The 19,036-nt window shown below is 44.5% G+C and carries 23 protein-coding genes and 1 pseudogene; 14 read left to right on the forward strand and 10 right to left on the reverse strand.

Features of this window, described 5'->3' with window-relative positions:
• Nucleotides 1-15: 15 nt before the first annotated feature.
• Entirely contained in the window at nucleotides 16-1,125 is a 1,110-nt protein-coding gene (gene amrS / locus JMA39_RS04085) for an AmmeMemoRadiSam system radical SAM enzyme (protein WP_202720554.1), read from the reverse strand.
• A 73-nt stretch (nucleotides 1,126-1,198) separates the two neighbouring features.
• On the opposite strand from amrS, the gene amrB reads away from it, so the two are divergent.
• From amrB to JMA39_RS04100, 3 genes are all read left to right on the forward strand, one after another.
• Entirely contained in the window at nucleotides 1,199-2,062 is an 864-nt protein-coding gene (amrB, locus tag JMA39_RS04090; protein WP_202720555.1) for an AmmeMemoRadiSam system protein B, read from the forward strand.
• Nucleotides 2,040-2,627 (forward strand): AmmeMemoRadiSam system protein A, encoded by a 588-nt coding sequence (amrA, locus tag JMA39_RS04095; RefSeq protein WP_202720556.1) that lies wholly within the window; start codon nucleotides 2,040-2,042, stop codon nucleotides 2,625-2,627. The genes amrB and amrA overlap by 23 nt, the downstream gene beginning before the upstream one ends.
• Nucleotides 2,628-2,793: 166 nt before the next feature.
• Entirely contained in the window at nucleotides 2,794-2,958 is a 165-nt protein-coding gene (locus JMA39_RS04100) for a YqaE/Pmp3 family membrane protein (protein WP_202720557.1), read from the forward strand.
• Nucleotides 2,959-3,272: 314 nt separating this feature from the next.
• Here the strand turns inward: JMA39_RS04100 and JMA39_RS04105 are convergent, their stop codons facing one another.
• Nucleotides 3,273-4,175 (reverse strand): LysR family transcriptional regulator, encoded by a 903-nt coding sequence (locus JMA39_RS04105; RefSeq protein WP_202720558.1) that lies wholly within the window; start codon nucleotides 4,173-4,175, stop codon nucleotides 3,273-3,275.
• Between the two features lie 108 nt (nucleotides 4,176-4,283).
• Here JMA39_RS04105 and JMA39_RS04110 point away from each other — a divergent pair, with 108 nt between their 5' ends.
• The 3 genes from JMA39_RS04110 to JMA39_RS04120 all read left to right on the forward strand — a co-directional run bounded on the left by JMA39_RS04110 (nucleotide 4,284) and on the right by JMA39_RS04120 (nucleotide 7,467).
• Nucleotides 4,284-4,769, forward strand: a complete 486-nt coding sequence (locus JMA39_RS04110) for a CidA/LrgA family protein (RefSeq protein WP_202720559.1) — start codon at nucleotides 4,284-4,286, stop codon at nucleotides 4,767-4,769.
• Nucleotides 4,766-5,455 (forward strand): LrgB family protein, encoded by a 690-nt coding sequence (locus JMA39_RS04115; protein WP_202720560.1) that lies wholly within the window; start codon nucleotides 4,766-4,768, stop codon nucleotides 5,453-5,455. Before JMA39_RS04110 ends, JMA39_RS04115 begins: the two co-directional genes overlap by 4 nt.
• Nucleotides 5,456-5,931: 476 nt before the next feature.
• Nucleotides 5,932-7,467: an MFS transporter gene (locus JMA39_RS04120; protein ID WP_202720561.1), complete on the forward strand. Its 1,536-nt coding sequence runs from the start codon at nucleotides 5,932-5,934 to the stop codon at nucleotides 7,465-7,467.
• 118 nt (nucleotides 7,468-7,585) lie between these two features.
• On the opposite strand, the gene JMA39_RS04125 is transcribed toward JMA39_RS04120, so the two are convergent.
• Nucleotides 7,586-8,185 carry an acetate uptake transporter gene (locus tag JMA39_RS04125; RefSeq protein ID WP_202720562.1) on the reverse strand — a complete coding sequence of 200 codons (600 nt, stop codon included), beginning with the start codon at nucleotides 8,183-8,185 and terminating at the stop codon, nucleotides 7,586-7,588.
• 506 nt (nucleotides 8,186-8,691) lie between these two features.
• Nucleotides 8,692-9,396, reverse strand: a complete 705-nt coding sequence (locus JMA39_RS04130; protein ID WP_202720563.1) for a pseudouridine synthase — start codon at nucleotides 9,394-9,396, stop codon at nucleotides 8,692-8,694.
• A 372-nt stretch (nucleotides 9,397-9,768) separates the two neighbouring features.
• Here JMA39_RS04130 and JMA39_RS04135 point away from each other — a divergent pair, with 372 nt between their 5' ends.
• Entirely contained in the window at nucleotides 9,769-10,188 is a 420-nt protein-coding gene (locus JMA39_RS04135; RefSeq protein ID WP_202720564.1) for a VOC family protein, read from the forward strand.
• An 82-nt stretch (nucleotides 10,189-10,270) separates the two neighbouring features.
• On the opposite strand, the gene JMA39_RS04140 is transcribed toward JMA39_RS04135, so the two are convergent.
• From JMA39_RS04140 to JMA39_RS21135, 3 genes are all read right to left on the reverse strand, one after another.
• Nucleotides 10,271-11,029: an SDR family oxidoreductase gene (locus JMA39_RS04140; RefSeq protein WP_202720565.1), complete on the reverse strand. Its 759-nt coding sequence runs from the start codon at nucleotides 11,027-11,029 to the stop codon at nucleotides 10,271-10,273.
• A 128-nt stretch (nucleotides 11,030-11,157) separates the two neighbouring features.
• Nucleotides 11,158-11,403, reverse strand: coding sequence for a hypothetical protein (locus tag JMA39_RS04145; RefSeq protein WP_202720566.1), 246 nt, complete (start codon nucleotides 11,401-11,403; stop codon nucleotides 11,158-11,160).
• Between the two features lie 23 nt (nucleotides 11,404-11,426).
• Nucleotides 11,427-11,744, reverse strand: a complete 318-nt coding sequence (locus JMA39_RS21135) for a hypothetical protein (RefSeq protein ID WP_237732595.1) — start codon at nucleotides 11,742-11,744, stop codon at nucleotides 11,427-11,429.
• 324 nt (nucleotides 11,745-12,068) lie between these two features.
• Here JMA39_RS21135 and JMA39_RS04155 point away from each other — a divergent pair, with 324 nt between their 5' ends.
• Nucleotides 12,069-12,953, forward strand: a complete 885-nt coding sequence (locus JMA39_RS04155) for a universal stress protein (protein WP_202720567.1) — start codon at nucleotides 12,069-12,071, stop codon at nucleotides 12,951-12,953.
• A gap of 32 nt (nucleotides 12,954-12,985) precedes the next feature.
• Here the strand turns inward: JMA39_RS04155 and JMA39_RS04160 are convergent, their stop codons facing one another.
• Nucleotides 12,986-13,321, reverse strand: a complete 336-nt coding sequence (locus JMA39_RS04160) for a DUF1971 domain-containing protein (RefSeq protein WP_202720568.1) — start codon at nucleotides 13,319-13,321, stop codon at nucleotides 12,986-12,988.
• A 133-nt stretch (nucleotides 13,322-13,454) separates the two neighbouring features.
• Here JMA39_RS04160 and JMA39_RS04165 point away from each other — a divergent pair, with 133 nt between their 5' ends.
• Nucleotides 13,455-13,940 (forward strand): YcxB family protein, encoded by a 486-nt coding sequence (locus JMA39_RS04165; RefSeq protein ID WP_202720569.1) that lies wholly within the window; start codon nucleotides 13,455-13,457, stop codon nucleotides 13,938-13,940.
• On the opposite strand, the gene JMA39_RS04170 is transcribed toward JMA39_RS04165, so the two are convergent.
• Complete coding sequence (locus tag JMA39_RS04170; protein WP_244999877.1) at nucleotides 13,937-14,473, reverse strand: GNAT family N-acetyltransferase; 537 nt, start codon at nucleotides 14,471-14,473, stop codon at nucleotides 13,937-13,939. The two genes, JMA39_RS04165 and JMA39_RS04170, sit on opposite strands and share 4 nt — an antisense overlap.
• A gap of 247 nt (nucleotides 14,474-14,720) precedes the next feature.
• Between JMA39_RS04170 and JMA39_RS04175 the strand changes: the two are divergent.
• The 4 genes and pseudogenes from JMA39_RS04175 (at nucleotide 14,721) to JMA39_RS04190 (ending at nucleotide 18,019) form a co-directional block, all read left to right on the forward strand.
• A pseudogene (locus tag JMA39_RS04175) lies at nucleotides 14,721-15,596 on the forward strand (MipA/OmpV family protein).
• Nucleotides 15,597-15,652: 56 nt separating this feature from the next.
• On the forward strand, nucleotides 15,653-16,018 hold the full coding sequence (locus tag JMA39_RS04180) for a DUF3019 domain-containing protein (protein ID WP_202720570.1): 366 nt from the start codon (nucleotides 15,653-15,655) through the stop codon (nucleotides 16,016-16,018).
• The gene (locus JMA39_RS04185) at nucleotides 16,018-16,731 is read left to right on the forward strand and encodes a response regulator (RefSeq protein WP_202720571.1); all 714 of its coding nucleotides are present in this window, start codon (nucleotides 16,018-16,020) and stop codon (nucleotides 16,729-16,731) included. Before JMA39_RS04180 ends, JMA39_RS04185 begins: the two co-directional genes overlap by 1 nt.
• 19 nt (nucleotides 16,732-16,750) lie before the next feature.
• Nucleotides 16,751-18,019 (forward strand): ATP-binding protein, encoded by a 1,269-nt coding sequence (locus JMA39_RS04190; protein WP_202720572.1) that lies wholly within the window; start codon nucleotides 16,751-16,753, stop codon nucleotides 18,017-18,019.
• On the opposite strand, the gene JMA39_RS04195 is transcribed toward JMA39_RS04190, so the two are convergent.
• Nucleotides 18,006-18,317 carry a DUF1289 domain-containing protein gene (locus JMA39_RS04195; RefSeq protein ID WP_202720573.1) on the reverse strand — a complete coding sequence of 104 codons (312 nt, stop codon included), beginning with the start codon at nucleotides 18,315-18,317 and terminating at the stop codon, nucleotides 18,006-18,008. The two genes, JMA39_RS04190 and JMA39_RS04195, sit on opposite strands and share 14 nt — an antisense overlap.
• Before the next feature lie 115 nt (nucleotides 18,318-18,432).
• On the opposite strand from JMA39_RS04195, the gene JMA39_RS04200 reads away from it, so the two are divergent.
• Complete coding sequence (locus JMA39_RS04200; RefSeq protein WP_202720574.1) at nucleotides 18,433-18,990, forward strand: DUF4136 domain-containing protein; 558 nt, start codon at nucleotides 18,433-18,435, stop codon at nucleotides 18,988-18,990.
• Nucleotides 18,991-19,036: the final 46 nt, after the last annotated feature.

Raw genomic sequence — 19,036 nt, forward strand, 5'->3', positions numbered from 1 at the left:
ATCTGCCTTATCGATTCAGCTAATTGAAACAGGGATCCTGCGTCGACCAAAATGCTGCGGTGGTCCATCGAATCGACCTGGCAACTGGCTGCCACAATAGTCACACCGACCGCTATTATCTAAGTGATACTCGCCCAGTTCGTACCAGTCTCTAGCTATCAGCAACTTTTTACAGTTAGCACAGTAACTGCTGCCACCACTTGGATCATGGATATTGCCAGTATAGACAAAGTTTAATCCCTGATTGATGGCTATCTCCCTTGCCCGTGTCAAGGTTGAAGCGGGAGTCGCGGGGGTATCCATCATGTGAAAGTCGGGGTGAAATGCGCTGAAATGCAGCGGTACATCTGAGCCTAGATTATCGCTTATCCAGCGACACTGGCGCTCTAACTCTTTGCTGGAGTCATTTTCCCCAGGGATCAGTAAGGTGGTTAGCTCAAGCCAGACCTGAGTTTCATGGTGCAGATAGAGCAAGGTATCGAGAACATTATTTAAGTGGCCGCCGCAGATCTTATGGTAAAACCTCTCAGTGAAGCCTTTAAGATCGACATTAGCAGCGTCCATAACCTTAAAAAACTCCACTCTAGGCTCAGGGCAGATATAACCTGCGGTCACCGCGACCGCCTTGATCCCAAGTTCATGACAGGCCTGTGCGACATCGATGGCATATTCATGAAAGATAACCGGATCGTTATAGGTAAAGGCAACGCTCTTGCAGCCCATTCGTTTAGCGGCAGATGCCAAATCTTCAGGCATCGCTTTTGCGCCTAAGGTGTCAAACTCTCGCGATTTGCTGATATCCCAATTCTGGCAAAACTTACAGCTCAGGTTACAACCAGCGGTACCAAATGAGAGTACTGAGCTTCCAGGATAGAAATGATTCAGCGGCTTTTTCTCGATAGGGTCGATACAAAAGCCACTGGAGCGACCATAACTGGTGAGCTTTATCTGATTATCGATGTTTTGCCGGATAAAACAGACCCCACGCTTTCCCTCTCTTAACTGACAATGTCTTGGGCAAAGATCACACTGCACCCGGCCATCATCAAGCCTATGCCAGTACTGAGTCTGAACGGTAAAAATATCCCTTTTATCGGTTGTAATCACTCCGCGGTTTGTAGACATAAATACGTCCCTAGGGCGCTACCTCAGTGAGCTATACTTAAAGCCTAGTTGATAACCTTGAGCTCAACAGCCTATGTTTGCTTCAGTTCGACCCGCTGCGGTTGCGGGTCTATTCTACCCAGCCGCTCCTGATGAGCTTAGGGCAATGCTCGAGGGCTATTTAGCTCGGGCTAGAATGAGCCTTATTAGCCAAGCAAATACTCAGCACTCCCAAGCTAAAAACCTAGACTCGACTAACTCTTCTGGCTCGATTAATACACTTAACTCACCTAAAGTCATTATTGTGCCCCACGCAGGCTATATCTATTCAGGCCTAGTCGCAGCCCATGCTTACGCCTTGATTGAGTCGATGGCCGCTACCGTCAACAAGGTGCTGCTAATCGGCCCTGCCCATCGAGTTTACCTACAGGGAGGCGCGCTACCACAAAACCACTATTTTGAAACGCCATTGGGTCAGATAAGCATTGATAAGCGCAGCGTAGAGATGTTGGAGTCTAATCCGCATGTTACTGTCTCAGACCTGCCCCATAGCCAAGAACATAGCCTCGAGGTGCAACTGCCATTCCTGCAGCATTGCCTCAATCAATTTGAACTAATTCCACTATTAATTGGCGAAAGCGATCCCCAAGGGATGGCAAAGCTGTTAGAGCTGCTATGGGGAGGAGAGGAAACTCTAGTGGTAGTAAGCACAGACTTAAGTCATTTTCATCATTACGCTGAAGCAACGAGTCTCGACAAGCTAACTTGCCAGAAAATTTTACAGGCGCAGGAAACCATCTTCCCCGAGCAAGCCTGTGGCAGCTCAAGCCTCAATGCCTTACAGCCACAACTTAAACGCCACCAGTTGTGCCTTACTCAACTAAGTTACCAAAACTCAGGCGACACAGCCGGAGACAAAGATCGGGTCGTCGGTTATGCCAGCTTTGCCAGTCGTTAAACTTAGCCAATCAGAGAAGGAGCAACTGCTAGTTTTAGCCCGTAACACGCTTATTGCTGCATTCAATCCCAACTATATTGCGGCAAAACAACCGCTGCTCACAGAGAGGCTTAAGCAACTTCAACTTGGCTGTTTCGTTACCCTAACCTTAGATGGGGAGCTCAAGGGCTGTATTGGTCACATTGAGACTGACCGTCCAATTACCGAGCTACTGCCTACACTCACTAACAGCAGTGCCTTCAACGATCTTCGCTTTCAGCCCTTAGTCGAATCTCAGCTTACCTCACTTAGTATAGAGATCTCACTGCTATCTAAGATGCAAGTCGTCGAAGTCAATGAGCAGTCTGAACTGCAGAGCTACCTTAAGGGAACATCATTAGGCTTAGTGCTAAGTGAAGGCGATAGGAAAGCCCTGTTTCTGCCACAAGTTTGGCAGCAATTACCTGAGCCCAAAGAGTTTATCGAGGCTCTAAAAGTCAAGGGGGGCTGGGACAGAGGCTATTGGTCTTCTAATATGAAGGTCGAAGTGTTTAGTGTGACTCACTTTAGTGAAGAGTCGCTGTAGAACTTCGAGCTTTGCCCCGTTGTGAGCTTAACAGTTCAACCTATGATGCAAGGTAATCACGTTTACACAAGCACTAAACTGTATTAAGTTTAAATCAATATCTATTACTGGCAAGCGCCTGTACCTAGCGCCAAAAGCGTTCGAAACTCAATAAGGGAATAACAACATGGATACCAACAAGCTGTTACTCATCATCATCGCGATCTTACTACCACCTGTGGCGGTATTTCTAAAAAGTGGTGTAGGCAAAGACCTATTGATCAATATTATTCTCTGTTTGCTTTTCTTTGTGCCAGGCTTATTACACGCGCTATGGGTCATCACTAAGTAAGCTCGTTACTAAGTCGCTAATTGCTAAGTAAGCTCGTTACTAAGTAAAGATTCGATATAACCCCAAAGGCCTAGCTTTTACGATATATGAAATCGAGCTAGGCTTTTTGTTTTACCACACCCCATACTAAAACAGCTCAGTATTAAGTAGCCGTGACAGTCTGTTCTAGTTGCTGCTTAACTAGCTCTATCATCGCCTTTGCCGCACAATTCGAGGGGGAGCTCTGCATTATTCGGGTACGGCAGTCTGTTCTAGTTGCAGCTTAACTAACTCTATCATCGCCTTTGCCGCACAATTCGAGGGGGAGCTCTGCATTATTCGGGTACGGCAGTCTGTTCTAGTTGCAGCTTAACTAACTCTATCATCGCCTTTGCCGCAAAAGAGAGGCTCTGCTGCTTACGCCAAAATAGCGACAGCTCCCACCTGAGATCATTAGCAGCAAGTGGCACATTGACCACCGCGTCGACACGATAACGCTCAGCAATGATTTGCGGTAACACCATAATCCCTGTACCTGCCGCGACCAGTGCGATGCCAAAATCAGCATGACTGACTCGTGTTATTTCCGCAGGAATAAAGCCGGCTTTTTCGCAAGCGTGTAAAATCAACTCATAGAGGGCGTATTCAGGCTCAAACATCACCTGGGGCAGAGATTGTAAGTCTTTAAGTTGCAGCTCCTTGCACCCAGCTAGAGCATGGGTTTTAGGCACGACCACGACCATAGGATCATTGCGGATCCTTAACCCATCGAATTCACCATCAAACTCGATGATCCCGGTCGCCAACTCAATCTCATCTTTCTGTAGGGCTAAGGTTTGCTCTATACCTCCACGAACCAACAACTGCATATCAACCTTAGGGTATTGCAGCCGAAACTTAGCTATCACAGGGGCAAATAACTCGGCGCTGCCAAGGGGCGCTAAGCCTAACTTCAATGTACCGCCAGTCAGGTTTTTCAACGCGCCCAGCTCCGATAGCATAGATTGGCGCTGTGACATCAATAGCTCTGCGTGACGATATACCACCTCCCCGGCTGCGGTAAGCTTAATCTGGGTGCCACGCTTTCCCCGTTCCAGCAATACCATATCCAACTCCTCCTCTAAGGCTTTAATCGCCTTAGAAAGTGCGGGTTGAGTGAGAAATGCATTGCGGCTCGCCTTGGCAAAACCACCAGCATCAACAACCTGAGAAAAATAATGCAGCGCTTTAAGATCCATTCAGATAACCAAATTTCATAGATTCCATTCTTAATATTCATTTTTTTTATCAATTAAGCAAGCGTAAAATTGCCGTAAATAATCCTATTTGCTCACTTGGAACTCATCATGGCAAGCCTTGCCAATCGTGCTCAGATTCACTTCAAACACCAGGCTCTTACTGGCGCACAGATCACCCTTCTCTGTTTGTTTGCTTGGGGCTGCCAAATTTTGGCAGTACAGATTCACTCCCCGATTCCCGGTAGCGTTATCGGCCTTGGGATCCTACTGCTATTATTGGCCAGCAAATTACTGCCCGAAAGCAGTATCAACTTAGGTTCCAGTTGGTTAATAGGCGATCTGCTGCTGTTTTTTATTCCTCCCGTAGTAGCCGTGATTAAATACCAAGACCTGCTTGAACATTATGGCGCGGTGCTTATTGGATCGATGCTAATCGCGAGCAGTTGCGTACTGTTAGGCACAGCATTCACCGTAGATAGATTATTTAAGTTTGAGCGCAAGCAGCGATTAAGAAAGCACTTAGCCTCTTCAAAGGCCCAAGTTATACCGCTACACCCTGTTGCTCAGAACCATGATGAAAGGAAAGCGGCGTGAATCATTCCGTTATAGGTGCACTCTGCTTAGCCTTAACATTGGCAGGTTATTACGCCAGTAAGGCCCTCTACCGCCGACAGCGTAAAGTGTGGTTTGCCCCAATCATTATCGCCCCGGTGATCATAGTAACTGTGGTCATCAGCCTAAATATTAGTGTGAGCGATTACTTTAGTTACACCCATTGGCTAGCTGCGCTATTGGCCCCCGCAACTATTGCCTTTGCCGTGCCAATTTACCGCGAAAGACAATTAATAAAGCAGTATCCACTCACACTTAGCCTAGGGGTATTAACAGGTTTAGTCTTAGGAGTGGGGTCATCTTGGTTACTAACCTTAGTAACTAATATGCCGTCACAGCTCTCCCACAGCTTGATGGTACGTTCTGTTTCAACACCGTTCGCTATCGAAGCAACGGGGGCCTTTGGCGGCATCCCCGAGCTAACTGCGATGCTAGTGCTGCTCACAGGCATAATGGGCATGTTAATTTGTGAGCCACTGTTTAAAGTGGCTAAAATTCGCAGCTCCGTGGCGAAGGGAGTCGCTTTAGGTGCATCAGCCCACGGTGCGGGCGCAGCCAAGGCCAGTGAAATTGGTAGACAAGAGGGGGTTATCGCCAGTTTGACCATGATTTTTACAGGAATAGCCATGGTCTTAAGTGCGCCACTATTTGCAGCCTTATTAAAATAACATCATCACAGTCGCTATCTGCTCAACAATATAGCCAGTCAAAATAAAAATTGCATGATCACAGCGGCTGCCTGCTCAGCAATACAGGCAGCCGATTCTTAATGAAGCAGCAATCAACTCAAACATTTTTCACGTCATCTAATTAAGTCCCTAAGACTCGCAACTTAAAGAGTAAGGCTGCTCCATATACTTTCTAGTAATCTATTGCCTAGCCTAGGCTAGCCAGCACAAATTCATTCCAGCATAAGGATTGATTTCTACCACAGCTCGTCCCATTTCCTCCGCTGTTTAAAACATGCTACCTCAATAGATCTAATTAACGCTTTGGTGTTTGCTGCCAAATTAGGTAAAGTGTCGTCTGCAATTACAAGCTTGTAGCGTTTTGGCAAAGAGTGACACGTTCTGCACACCCAAAACCAACACAATAAGCAACATAAATAATAAATATAAATAATTAGAACATTTGAAGGAAAGTTATGAGCGATTCGAAAGATGCTTATGCAGATAACGACCTGAGGGAAGTTAAGCAGCTAGGAATGTGGGCCTCGATTGCCAGCTTAAGTTATATATTCTGGATTGTCGGTGGTATGGAGCTGGTTGAGCGAATTGCCTATTACGGCGTCAAGGCCAGTGCCGGCCTCTATGCAAAAGCCCCGACATCTGAAGGCGGTTTAGGGATTAGCCTTAGCGATTATGGTGTCATTATCGCTATCTGGGCATTTATGCAGACCTTTATTCCTGTCTTTACCGGCGGGATCTCCGACCGTGTCGGCTATAAAGAAACCATTTTTGTTTCCACCATCATCAAGATTGCTGGCTATTTAGTGATGGCTTTCTTCCCAAGTTTTTATGGCTTCCTGTTCGGTGCCATACTCCTTGCGGGTGGTACAGGGGTATTTAAACCCGGTATTCAAGGCACCTTAGTGCTCTCAACGGGTAGACAAAATACCTCAATGGCTTGGGGGATATTCTACCAAGTGGTTAATATTGGTGGCTTCTTAGGCCCACTCGTTGCCGTACATATGCGTCAGTTATCCTGGGATAATGTTTTCTACGCCTGCGCCGCGATCATATCGCTGAACTTCCTATTTCTACTCGCCTATCAAGAGCCGGGTAAAGAGGAACGTATGGAGCGTAATCGCAAAATTAAAGCGGGTGAAATACACCAAGAGGCGCTTTGGAAAGACGCTTGGCATGAGCTTAAAAAGCCTGTGGTGATCTACTACATGCTAGTATTTGCAGGCTTCTGGTTCCTATTCAATTCACTATTTGACGTACTACCTATCCATATTGCCGAATGGGTCGATACCAGCGTAATTGTCACCTCGTTATTTGGCCCAGAAGGTACCTCAAATGGTATGGCGCAGTTCTGGCTTGGCCTAAATAACACGGGTACCAAGGTCATGCCTGAAGGCATGCTTAACCTTAACGCCGGTATGATCATGACCAGTTGCTTCTTAGTGGCAGCCTTAACCGCAAAGTATCGCATCACCACGGCGATGTTAGGTGGCTGTATACTGAGTATTTTGGCTTTCGTACTAATTGGTGCGACCAATGCCGCATGGATGATCGTTCTGGCAATTGCAATGTTCTCTTTTGGCGAGATGATGATCAGCCCAAAGAAAAATGAGTTTATGGGTAACATTGCCCCAGAAGGTAAGAAAGCCATGTACTTAGGTTTCGTAATGCTACCGCAAGGCATCGGCTGGACACTTGAAGGTTACTTCGGTCCTAAGCTTTATGAGATGTTTGCCTCTAAAGAGATCTTCTCTCGTGAGCTGTTGGCAGAACGCGGAATGAGTCCCGCAGAGATCAGTGCGATTCCACAGGGTGAAGCTTTTACCACCTTAGTGAGTTATACAGGTGAGTCAGAACAAGCACTAACAACGCTACTTTATAACACCCATAACATTGGCATGGCTTGGTACATTATCGCTGCTATTGGCACCATTTCAGCCGTGGGGATCTATCTATACGGTAAGTGGTTGTTCAAGCTGCAGCAGCAAAACTAAATGAGTCATTAGCACTTAGCCTATTGCTAGCCTAGATACAAAAAAAGCTGACCTAAGGTCAGCTTTTTTTATCGCTTAAATCACGCATCATCACAAAATTGCGATAATGATGATTAGCTTAAGCGGCTTTAGCTTCTGCAGTTGGCTCGTAAGCAGCAACAGCTACTGGACCAACTGGCAAAATTACGCGGCCAAACTCAGCGTTCAAAACTTGTGCCATAGCAAAGTAAATCGCGCTTAAACCACAGAAGATACCTTCGTAGCCAGCGATAGTGCCGATTAACTCACTACCAGTGAAATCACGTGCAGCAAGTAGCAAGAACAGAATAGTTAATGAAGCGAATACAACTTGCTTAGCACGTGGGTAACGTAATGAACCGATGAATAGTGCACCAGTAAATAGACCCCATAGTAACAAGTACCAACCCATGAAAGCAGCAGGGCTTGCAGCAAGACCCATCTTAGGCATAACCAATAGTCCTACTAGCGTTAGCCAGAATAAACCGTAAGAAGTAAATGCTGTAGTACCGAACGTATCACCGCGCTTAAAGCACATAATACCTACGATAACCTGAGCGATACCGCCGTAGAAGATCCCCATTGCTAAGATCATTGAATCTATTGGGAAAAAGCCAGCGTTATGGATGTTTAATAGGACGGTAGTCATACCGAATCCCATAAGGCCAAGTGGAGCTGGGTTAGCTAGTTGTGTCGACATTGAGTTCCCCTACAGGAAGTAGTCAATAAAAAATACACCTCAACTAAGGCGCATTATTAAATTAAGTTAATTTGAGCGCGCGCATTCTAGTTGAAGCCATCACGCCGAGCAAATCTGTTAACTTATGAAAGGAAAACCTTACTGAAGAGGCATAAAGCAGTATATACCATACTAATCAACAAGTTAGATTGTATGCGCGGCAGGGAATATGGGGGCAACACCAAATAGGGATACCTATCACAAAAGCAAGCACTTTTACAACATTGAACACGCTTCATCTAATTTAGCACATTAGCAGCTAGTGAAATTGCCTCAGTAAAAGTGTCGAAAAATTGCACCAGCTCACAAACTAATAAAATGGATCTTTTTCTGTCAAATTTACATTCTAGCGGCAAAATCTTGCAGTATTGCATCTTGAAAACTGAACGTTTGCATACAAAATAACTAACACCGCAAGCACCGCAAGGTTAAATCGCCAGACTATCTCCTATTCATGGGAGCAATAGCTAAACGTTTTGGATTTCGCTCAACGACAGATCTCGACTCTCTCCAACGGCCAGTTGCGCACCCAGCTCAATAGCGCCAACCGATAACCGGTGCAAACCAATAACGGGATTACGAAAGCGACCAAACATCCGCTTAATCTGATGATAGCGGCCTTCAACCAGTGTCACTAAGGCAGTATGGTCATCGACAATTTCAAGTTTAGCGGCTTGGGTTGTGATATCCTCAAATGCAAAGTACATCCCTTCTGCAAACGCTGCGATATAGGATTCGTCGATAGGATTTTTAAGCGTCACTCGGTACACCTTATCCACCTTGTGCTGCGGCGACATCAACCGCTTCGACCAACGACCATCGTTGGTCAGCAACAGCAAGCCCGACGTATTCAAGTCCAGTCGCCCTACTATGTGCAAACTGTGTTTATCTTCTCTATCCAATAGATCGATAACCGTCTTATGCTTGTCATCAATGGTGGCACTCACCACACCGACAGGCTTATGCAGCATGACATAGCTAGGCGTATTTGCTTGCAGCACCTTGCCATCTAAACTGACATGAGAGAACTCATCGACAATCAAATCAATATCTCTGGCAACTTCACCATCGACGAGCACTTGCCCCTTTGCAAGCAGTACCCTGACGTGTTTTTTATTAATCCCGGTTTTGGCGCTGATAAACCTGTCTAAACGCGCACGTTTTGATTCCATACTTGAATAACCAATCCCCTTGTTTGGCACCACTTAATAGGTGCAGCGACATGCGCCTTCAATAATCTACTCTTCACTACTGACGATAGAGCCCCCTTAAGCTTACCTTGTTTTTTTGTAAGACGATGACTTTACTTAATGCTTAATCATTCGCAACTTTTAACAAAGCGCTAAATCACAACGAACCCGATACTGATCAAGAATTATATTTACGTGAACGTAGCGACTACAGTTTGCATATGTTGATGCAATACGCTCAGGCACTCAAAACTATCCGACTCAACCACCAACAGCAGCCATCCCCGAAGCAACAGGAGTACTGTTAAGGCATGTAAACAGTCGATTAAACACTTATAACTCAAGGAGCAAATCATGATGCGTTTAGAGCATTTAAATTTAGTGGTAAGAGATCTTTCAAAGACACTGGCGTTTTATCAGGCAGTGTTTCCTCATTGGCAGGTTCGCGGTGGCGGTAAGTCCACTTGGCATGGGGTTGAGCGTAACTGGGTTCACTTTGGCGATGATTTTCAATATCTAACATTTAATGACGATGGTAATGAAGACAATCGCGACTTAAGCGGTCATCAGGTGGGTCTAGCACACTTCGGCTATGTCACCGACGATCTCGATGGTGTGATAGAACGCTTAGCGAAAATAGGCCTAGATATAGACAAACTCGGTGCCAATGACGAGTACAGGCGTAGCGTGTATTTTATCGATCCCGATGGTTATGAAGTGGAGTTTGTCGAATACTTGTCAGACATTCCGACTCTGCGTAATCGCTACGACTGAAACGGTATAACTAAAGCTGTTAAGCCTTAAGCTGTTAAGACTTAAATTGTTAAGACTGAGGCTATTAAGAAGATGAGCTTGCTCAACTCATTTGTCTTATCCAACGGCTTGGAGTAATTCGTAATAGCCAGTTTAATACAGCCCAAGGCCAGCTAGGAACAAAGCAGCTTGCTTTTTCAGCTTCGATGGCAGCAACCATCGCCCTGCAGCCAACCTTGGTATCGACAATAAACGGTACCTTGTCAACGTGCTCGTTTAACTCTGTACGAATAAAACCTGGATGAATACAACTGACCTTAATCGGCGTATCCATCACATCAATACGAATGCCCTCGGATAATGATGTTACCGCAGCCTTAGTTGCCGCATACACAGTCATCGCTCGTCTAAAGCCTCTAACTGCACTCACTGAAGAGATTGTCACTAAGTGACCGGCGTTTTGTTTGCGAAAAATGGCCATTGCCGCTTCGGCTTGTGCTAAAAGAGCAACAAAGTTGGTTTCAGCGGTTTGCCTATTAGCTTCGAAACGCCCGGTACCAATCGCTGCGCCCTTCCCCATCCCCGCATTGAGGATGATCCTATCTAGCTGACCAAACTCAGAGTTAAACTCATCGAACACCCTAAATACATCTTGATGTTGATTCACATCAAGCTCTTTGGTGGACACCTTAATATTAGGATTTATCAGCAATAATTCTTGCTCAAGCAGCTCTAAGCGATCGACTCGCCTAGCACACAATGCGAGATCTCGTCCCATCTTGGCAAATTCAAGCGCCATACCTTTACCTAGACCGGAGCTCGCCCCAGTAATTAATATCGTTTGACGTTTTGTGACCATCATTATCACTCATTACAGGTTTCTTTAGTGATCCCCAAAGCTACTAATGAGAGTCATCAATGTAAACCCTGTCACTACACACTGGCTTGGATAGAGAGTTAGGCGGGCGTTTTGATAACGCCTTAATCGATTCAATATACCCAGATAGCGAGCGTGAATAAGCCGATATAGAAAGCCAATCCTACAAGCAAAGGTTTATCGGTTACCGAGCGGCCTCTTATTTTTGGCCTAGATAGAAACCTTGTCGGAGACAGGGGATGGTTAATTTTGCCAAAACTAAACAGGTAGAGCAGCAGTGCTCCGGTAAAGTAAAACAGATAAGAAAGGACAAAGTCCCAGATAATCCAAAATAGTAATTCAGCTGTTAATGCAAACATCACGCTCTCCTTAGCGATTAAATTCACGATGCCATTTTAAATAGAAATAGAATAAATCCGCCGTATCCCAGCACTCCGAGACAGACCATAATCGTCAACGTCTTCGAACGTGCCATCGATTGGCATAAGGCAAATTCAGTTTGCATCTCGATTAAATCAAACAGCCCCCAACTCCTCCCCTCTATTTGCTTAGTTTGTGGCAAGCCCGTTTGTTTAGGTTGAGCCTGTTTATCATTAGCTCGCTTATGCAGGAGGTTTTGCTTGGTTTCATCGCATTGTTGCTCAAACTGGGCACTAGAATCCACAGCGTCACTTTGTGGCTTATCAATTTTTAGTTGCATTTTACAGCTCCCTGTATCGTCCTTTCCCTATAGCGTAAAACCATACCCACACCAAAGGTTAATGTCAGGTTAACAATTGTTAACAACAATAATGTGGGTTTTCGCTTATTGAAATTCGTTGAAACAACCTGAATGATAGCGAGATGAAATATCTTTAAATCAGCCACTTATAGATTCGTAGTTCAAAATGCGCTTACAAACCTTGCTTTAAGCGTGATTTAGTATTAGGAAACCTGTGTATTTATGAGGTAATAGGCTAAGTTTACTTAAGTAACGGACAAGCGTTAATCGCAAGGGAGTGTAAGGCTAACGGAGTACCTCCCCATGATAGCGTACCACCATACATTAACGGTGATAGATAATGATTCACCAGTACAATTTGCATTAAATAAGGCGTTACAGCTCGCAAAAAAAACCAACTCTAAAGTCACTGTATTAAAAATCGATCGCCCCTACAGCAACCTATTAAGCAAAATAGGACTCATTCCAAATAACGCCCTTGACCCTATGCTTTTTGTAAAAAAGCTCTTAGCCAAGTACCAACGCCAAGGTGTAGAGGTAGAGATAAAAAGCATCAATAACCTCAAAGATCATGTCGCGCTGTTAAATGAAACACAGAGTGGCGATTACGATTTAGTTATCATCAACAATAAACATCACAATGCACTCTTGAGTGAATTTATCCCTCGCGGTGAAGCTCATCTTCTACGTGATTGCGATCAACCCATTATGATTGTGGGTAATAAAAGCTGGCAAGCTCATGGGCATATCCTCACCGCCTTAGAAACTGCCGACTCCAATACCGAACACAAGGAGTTAAACCAGTGTTTAATCGATGATAGCCAACAACTCGCATCGCTATTGGACAATGACATTCATCTACTTAACTGTTATCAGTTGGAAAACTGGAACATGTCGGTCACAAAAGTGAATCACCAAAGCTCAGATGAAGAGCAAAAAAAACAACATTGGGATCGCCTAGTAAACAGCGCTAAAAACTACCATCTAGCAGACGATCACTTGCACCTTGAGCAAGGGCTACCGGATCATGTCATCCCCGCTGTAGCAAACCAATGTAATGCCAATCTTTTGGTTATTGGAGCCGGTGAGCACCATGGGTTAATCAGTGAGTTAAAAGGTCATACATCCTCAGTACTCGTTGATGAACTCAAATGCGACATCTTAGCGATCAAACCCCACTTACACTAACTCCCCCTAAAAAAACGCAAGAGTTGAGGGCTTCAATCACGCTCTGATAGATTTTGAATGACGATATCTGAGTCCTGCTGCGCCCAAAAATCGACTCTAAATTGGGTATTATCAGTGAGTAATTCCACTTTGTGCCAATATTGAGGAGGCGAAATTCCAGTATCACCGGTATTAATAATAAGCTCTTGCTCCACCTCTCCTCGCCTATCTCTGAAGCCGTAAAATTTAAGCGCTCCACTCAACACCTGAATTTGGCCGTAAACGCCAGCCTTAGTGTTATGCAGATGAAGAAACATTTTAGGTACATTATGTTTTTCAAATACCGGAGTGGATTTATAATTAACGTAATCAGCTGGGATCTTAGTCATATCCCCTCCTTATTTATAAAAGCTAATAAAAGCGATTTAAGCTCAAGTTAAGCGACTAACAGCAAACTAAGCACTATAATCCGCACTTATAGTGAAATTCATTTGTAAGCCCTTGCAGTAATAATGAGAACCAATGAACGAACAATATAGCTACACCACACAATACACATTAGATAGAAGCCATTTTAGTGAGTGCTATGATGAATCTGTTATGGTCGATAAATCCATACGCGCATATCGTAAGGCCATTATTTTCACTATAGTGGGTACAGCGTTAATGCTAACTAATATCAATGGTTACGCCTCTTGGTTTATCATTGCCTTAGGTGCCCTCGAAGCCCTAAGTGTCTATTTTAGAAAGCCGTGGTGGCTGATGCGCCAAATGATGAGTAAAGCCGCTAACAACGAAGTGACCTTAACCATAGACGAGACGGGGATCACTAACGACTCATTCTACGTTCAAGGCACGATTTTATGGCAAGACGTCAGCAGCATCACCCCCACAGAGCAAGGTTTCTTAATCAAACACAGCAAAGGAACCAGTTACCTGTCTAAACGCAGCCTAGATAAGCAAGCCATCGACTTTGTGTTAGACAAGACACCAGAGAAAAACAGTTAATCTCTAACGTTTGCCATCAGGAATGCGTCGATATATTCGCCATCACGGAAAGCATATTCACGCATTTCTCCCTCAATCACAAAGCCATGCTTTTTATAGAGACTGATCGCTAAGTGATTATCCGTGTAGACCTCAAGCTCAATCCGCCTCACCGCAAGCCAGTTTTGCGCCAATGACACCATGGTATCGAGTAGTGCCGAAGCAATACCAATTCCACGGTACGCCTCATGTACCGCCATACCGATATTGGCCACATGCTTTCGCCGCGGATTGCTAAACACTTCCATCCCTATTTGACCTACAACCTCGCCATCCCTAATAGCCACTAGGCTGTAAAAGTTTTCAGGTAAATCCATCAAACGTTTCTGCCACAACTGCAGAGATGGAAAAGGCTGTTGTAGTGTCTCTCTGTAACAACTAGGCTGACTGTATAGCTGACAGATCCCTTTAATATCTGCATCCAAGCTGTGACGAATATCAATATCTACCAAATTAGTTTTCACCACATCCAGTGGTATATGCGAGTCTGCCACAGAATTCTCCTTCAACTCAGCGTTACCCCAATAGGTTAACTTTCAAAAAAACACCTTACATGTCAATACCTAATGAGCATGAATATTTCACTTCCTTTATTTAGCAGATGAAACAAGGGTGAAAATTGGTTAATTTACAACCTGTATCAGTTTGCAACAAATTTCTTATCTAACATGCTGCTTTTTCTAATAGATGATACTCTATGGATTCATTTGTTAATTTTGTAACCCTGAGTCGAATTTTTTAATGCCATATTTATTAGCGCTTATATTTGCTATCAGCCTATATTCAGGGGCTAGCTCAGCGAGCATACCGACAAGCTGTGACAATAACACCGATTGTATTGAAGTCGGACGGTGGGATCTCGGCTTTACTCTTGGCTACGGCAATAAGTCTAACCCCCTCAAAGATTACAAAGATATTCCGCTCTATCTAGTACCAACCATCGCCTACTATGGTGATAGCTGGTTCTTTGATAATGGCAATATTGGTTACACCTTAGCAGAGGGTGAGAACTACACTGTCAACCTCGTCACTACCTTTAGTAACGACAGCGCCTTCTTCTATCGTTGGGATCCTTCGAATATATTCCTATTAAGTGGTAGCAACAATCAGCGTGCCGTTTCACCTATTGTCTCTACGTTCGGCAGCAGAATGGCACCAGAACCTGTTATCGGTGAATTGGAAAATCGAAACTTTACATATCTTGGCGGAGCCGAGGCTTTTATTTACACCCGATTTGGTATAGTGCATGCCAGCGTCGCTCATGATATTTTAGACGTTCATGGCGGCCTTGAGTCTAAATTGAAGTGGTTCTACAACATTCCTTTAGATAAATGGAATTTTGAATTTGCTGCCGTATTAGACTGGAAGAGTAAAGAGGTTGTCGATTACTACTACGGTGTAAGACCGAGTGAGAGCCTCTACTAGAATCAAGAATATCAAGCGGAGTCAGCATTGAATAAGAGCATAGAGTTTACGGGACAGTATGTACTCACTGAAAACTGGAATTTACTCTTAGTTGCTCGTTACACTGATATTGCCGACGAAATCGTCGACAGTCCTCTTGTCGATAAAGATTACACTACCACCTATTTTGTAGGCGCAGCGTATAGGTTCTAACTCGAGTGTTTTCAAAATTCAAACTAATATTTTCGTGTTTGCTTTTGGGCTCACTCATGAGTGCGACGGCTGCGGCAATTGATAGCACTGAAGACTCGGCACCTGATCTTCGGCTTTCTCCAGAACTCTGTATCACATCAGAGAATGCGCAGTCCTGCGATATTGAAGTCACCTTAGAATGGGAAATGTTAACCGGACAAACAATCTGTATTATTTCTGATTACAAAAACCTAAAAAAATGGTGTTCTCCTTCACCAGATATTCACTCTTTGACCATCAATATTAGCTCAGACCGAGATATTCAGTTTGTAATGATAGACAAAGATACCCACGAAACATTAGCAGGTGTAAAATTGAAAGTTACACCAGCCTCTTCGCCTCAAGTTAGGCGACGATATCGCAACCCATGGAGCTTATTCTAATGACCAATTCTCAATCTACGCATAGAGTGTTATTAGTCGAAGATGATATTCGTTTGGCCAATTTGATTGTCGATTTCTTAAAATCACATGGCATGCACGTTGAAGTAGAGCGTAGAGGCGATACGGTACTGACCCGCCTAATTAACTACAAACCAGACATTATCTTGCTAGATATTATGCTTCCAGGTATGGACGGTTTGACCCTATGTGAAAAGCTACCAGACTACTTTGCCGGTCCTATCCTGTTAATGAGCGCCCTAGGCTCAAATGAAGACCAGATTAAGGGCTTAGAGTTAGGTGCCGATGATTATGTCGTTAAGCCTGTTGATCCAGCTCTATTAGTTGCGCGCATTAATAACTTACTTCGTCGCCAAGCAAAACCTGCACAAGTTGAATCACACTGCCTCAGCTTTGGCAAATTAAGCATAGACCCACATACTCAGGCCATTCGTTTAGGTGATACCGAAGTTGACCTAACCAGCCATGAATTTGAGTTACTTTGGCTGCTAGCATCACAGGCAGGTCAAGTCATGAGTCGCCAATATATCTACCAATACCTGCTTAATATCGATTTTGACGGTAAAGATAGAAAGATCGATGTGCGGATCTCTCGCCTAAGAAAGAAATTGGGCGATAATATTGAAACACCATTTAGGATTAAGACCGTATGGGGCCAAGGTTATCTATTCGCACCTGAAGCGTGGAATAATTAGGCCTGCGCATTAATAAAAGATGAAGCGTCTTTTTCTTAGTCTCTATCTTCTGCTCAGCATTGGCTTTTTAGGCATTGGCTGGACACTCGATAATTTATGGCAAAACAATGTCGACGAAAAAGGTGTACTCGATGCACCTTTAGTCGCTTTGGCGCAAGTATTAGCAACTCTGCCACCAGCTGAGCGCCAAGAGATGCTAGACACTATCAAAGCCGACCCTGACTTTCCCCTGACTCTACTCGATTCTGACCAGGTGGCATTTTCTAACGAACAGCTTTTCGGTCCTGATAAAGTGATTGCGACCCCTTATGACATCAACCACGAACTTCAATTTGTGGCTGTGGGTGAGCAAGTGTTAATGGCCGGACCTATCGCAATCGACCCTGCAGCTAGCTTGCGAAGTATCTACAATATTTTCTTCTATCTGTTATTGGCTTTTATCGCGCTAATTTGGGTTTGGCCACTGTCGAAAGACCTTAAGATTTTGCGTAAAGCTACCAAAGAGTTTGGCCAAGCCAACTGGAACACTCGGATCCAGTTAACCAAACGTTCTCAGGTATTGCCGCTAGCGAACACCTTTAACGATATGGCCGCTCATATTAGTGCGCTTATCGAAAACCAAAAGCATCTCTCTAATGCCGTTTCTCATGAAATACGCACTCCGCTGGCTCGACTCAAATTTGCCTTAGCCTTGCTGCCTCAATACTGCCAACCAGAGTCCGATGTCACTAAGCGTCAACGCTTCTTAGATGAGATGCAGCTCGATATAAAAGAGATGGAAAATCTTCTACAAGAACTGCTCACCTACGCCAGTCTTGAGACCCAGCGAGAGTCGCTCAACTTCGAGCGCTGTGATTTAAATAGTCTAGTGGCGCAAACCATCAGACGGTTACAGAGCCATCACCCTACGCCCATCATTCTCGATGAGCCAGAGCACACTATTTACTTAGTTGCTGAGCCATCTCTAGTAGAGCGTGCGCTGCAAAACCTCATCACCAATGCACAGCGATTTTCAATAGACGATATTATCGTTAAGATCTCACAAGACAGTGATGGCGTGACCCTGTCGGTTACCGATGATGGTGAAGGGATTCTAGAAGAGGATCAGAGTAAAATTTTTGAGCCATTCTACCGTAGCGCAAGCAGTAAAAATGGCAATAAGGGTCATGGTCTCGGCTTAGCGATAATCAAGCGGATTATGGATAGGCATCATGCTGAGGTGAGTCTGCAAAGCCGCCCAGGCTTTACCCAATTTACCCTATTCTGGCCTGCGGTTAATCAAGCTTAAAATCATCAACATCGTCACCCGGCACTATCGTAGACTTTTGACCAAAGTCCAGGCTAGTATTGACTCTGGCTCTTTCATCTAATAGCAGGGCTTTCTTAGCTTTTAGTCGCGCAAGCTGACGCCTTCGCTTGCGCTGTTTGCATAAGCGAATCACATCATATTTTTGTGCATCTGAAAACTCTAGCCAATTAAAGCGCTCGTTTCGATTACGCAAACACCCTTTACAGTAGCCTCTAGCATCACTTTGGCATACGCCAATACAGGGGCTGGGGATCTCAAAAAACTCTAACTGCTCCATACCTTAACCATATACTATCTTGACAATGAATGGCTAAAATAAATACAGTCATTAAAGTCCCTGTTTTAGCATTAATAAAATGTTTAACCGCTTGCCCCTTATTAGAGGTCACTCAATGATGCAAAGAAAAAGACCAAGTTACCTATGTTCACTGTTAATGATTCCGCTCTTTTTACTCGTAGCATGTAGCTCTACCCCTAAAAATGATTATGATCTCAATTATGATTTTTCCCGTTTAAAGAGCTTCTCACAGCTAGCGCCTAGCGAGAATAGCGACCCGTTGAGCGCCAGTAGAATTCAGCAAGCGATAGCCAGCTCACTGACTAGTCAAGGCTTTACCCCCCAAGCTAAGGAAGCTGACTTTAGTGTGGCCTACGGTTTTAAGGTTGAAGATAAGCCCAAGGATTCAGGCTTTTCAATTGGATTGGGAACAGGCACTTGGGGTAGTTCTGGCGGCGCAAGTATCGGCACTAGCGTGGATGTGCCAGTTGGCAGCAATACTGCAAAGATACAAACCATACAGATTGATATAATCGATCCTAAAACCAACCAGCTGATCTGGCGCGGCACAGATAAGTTCAATTTCGATGATGGCGGAGAAGCCAAGGCGGAAGAAACTAAAGCAACGGTGGCCAAAATCCTCGCACAGTTTCCCCCTAAAACAGAGAAGTAACCATAATGAACCGAACACCACGCGTTCGGTTCATCACTAAATTCCT

Origin of the sequence: Shewanella schlegeliana (assembly GCF_016765635.1) — a bacterium.
GTDB classification, from domain to species: domain Bacteria; phylum Pseudomonadota; class Gammaproteobacteria; order Enterobacterales; family Shewanellaceae; genus Shewanella; species Shewanella schlegeliana.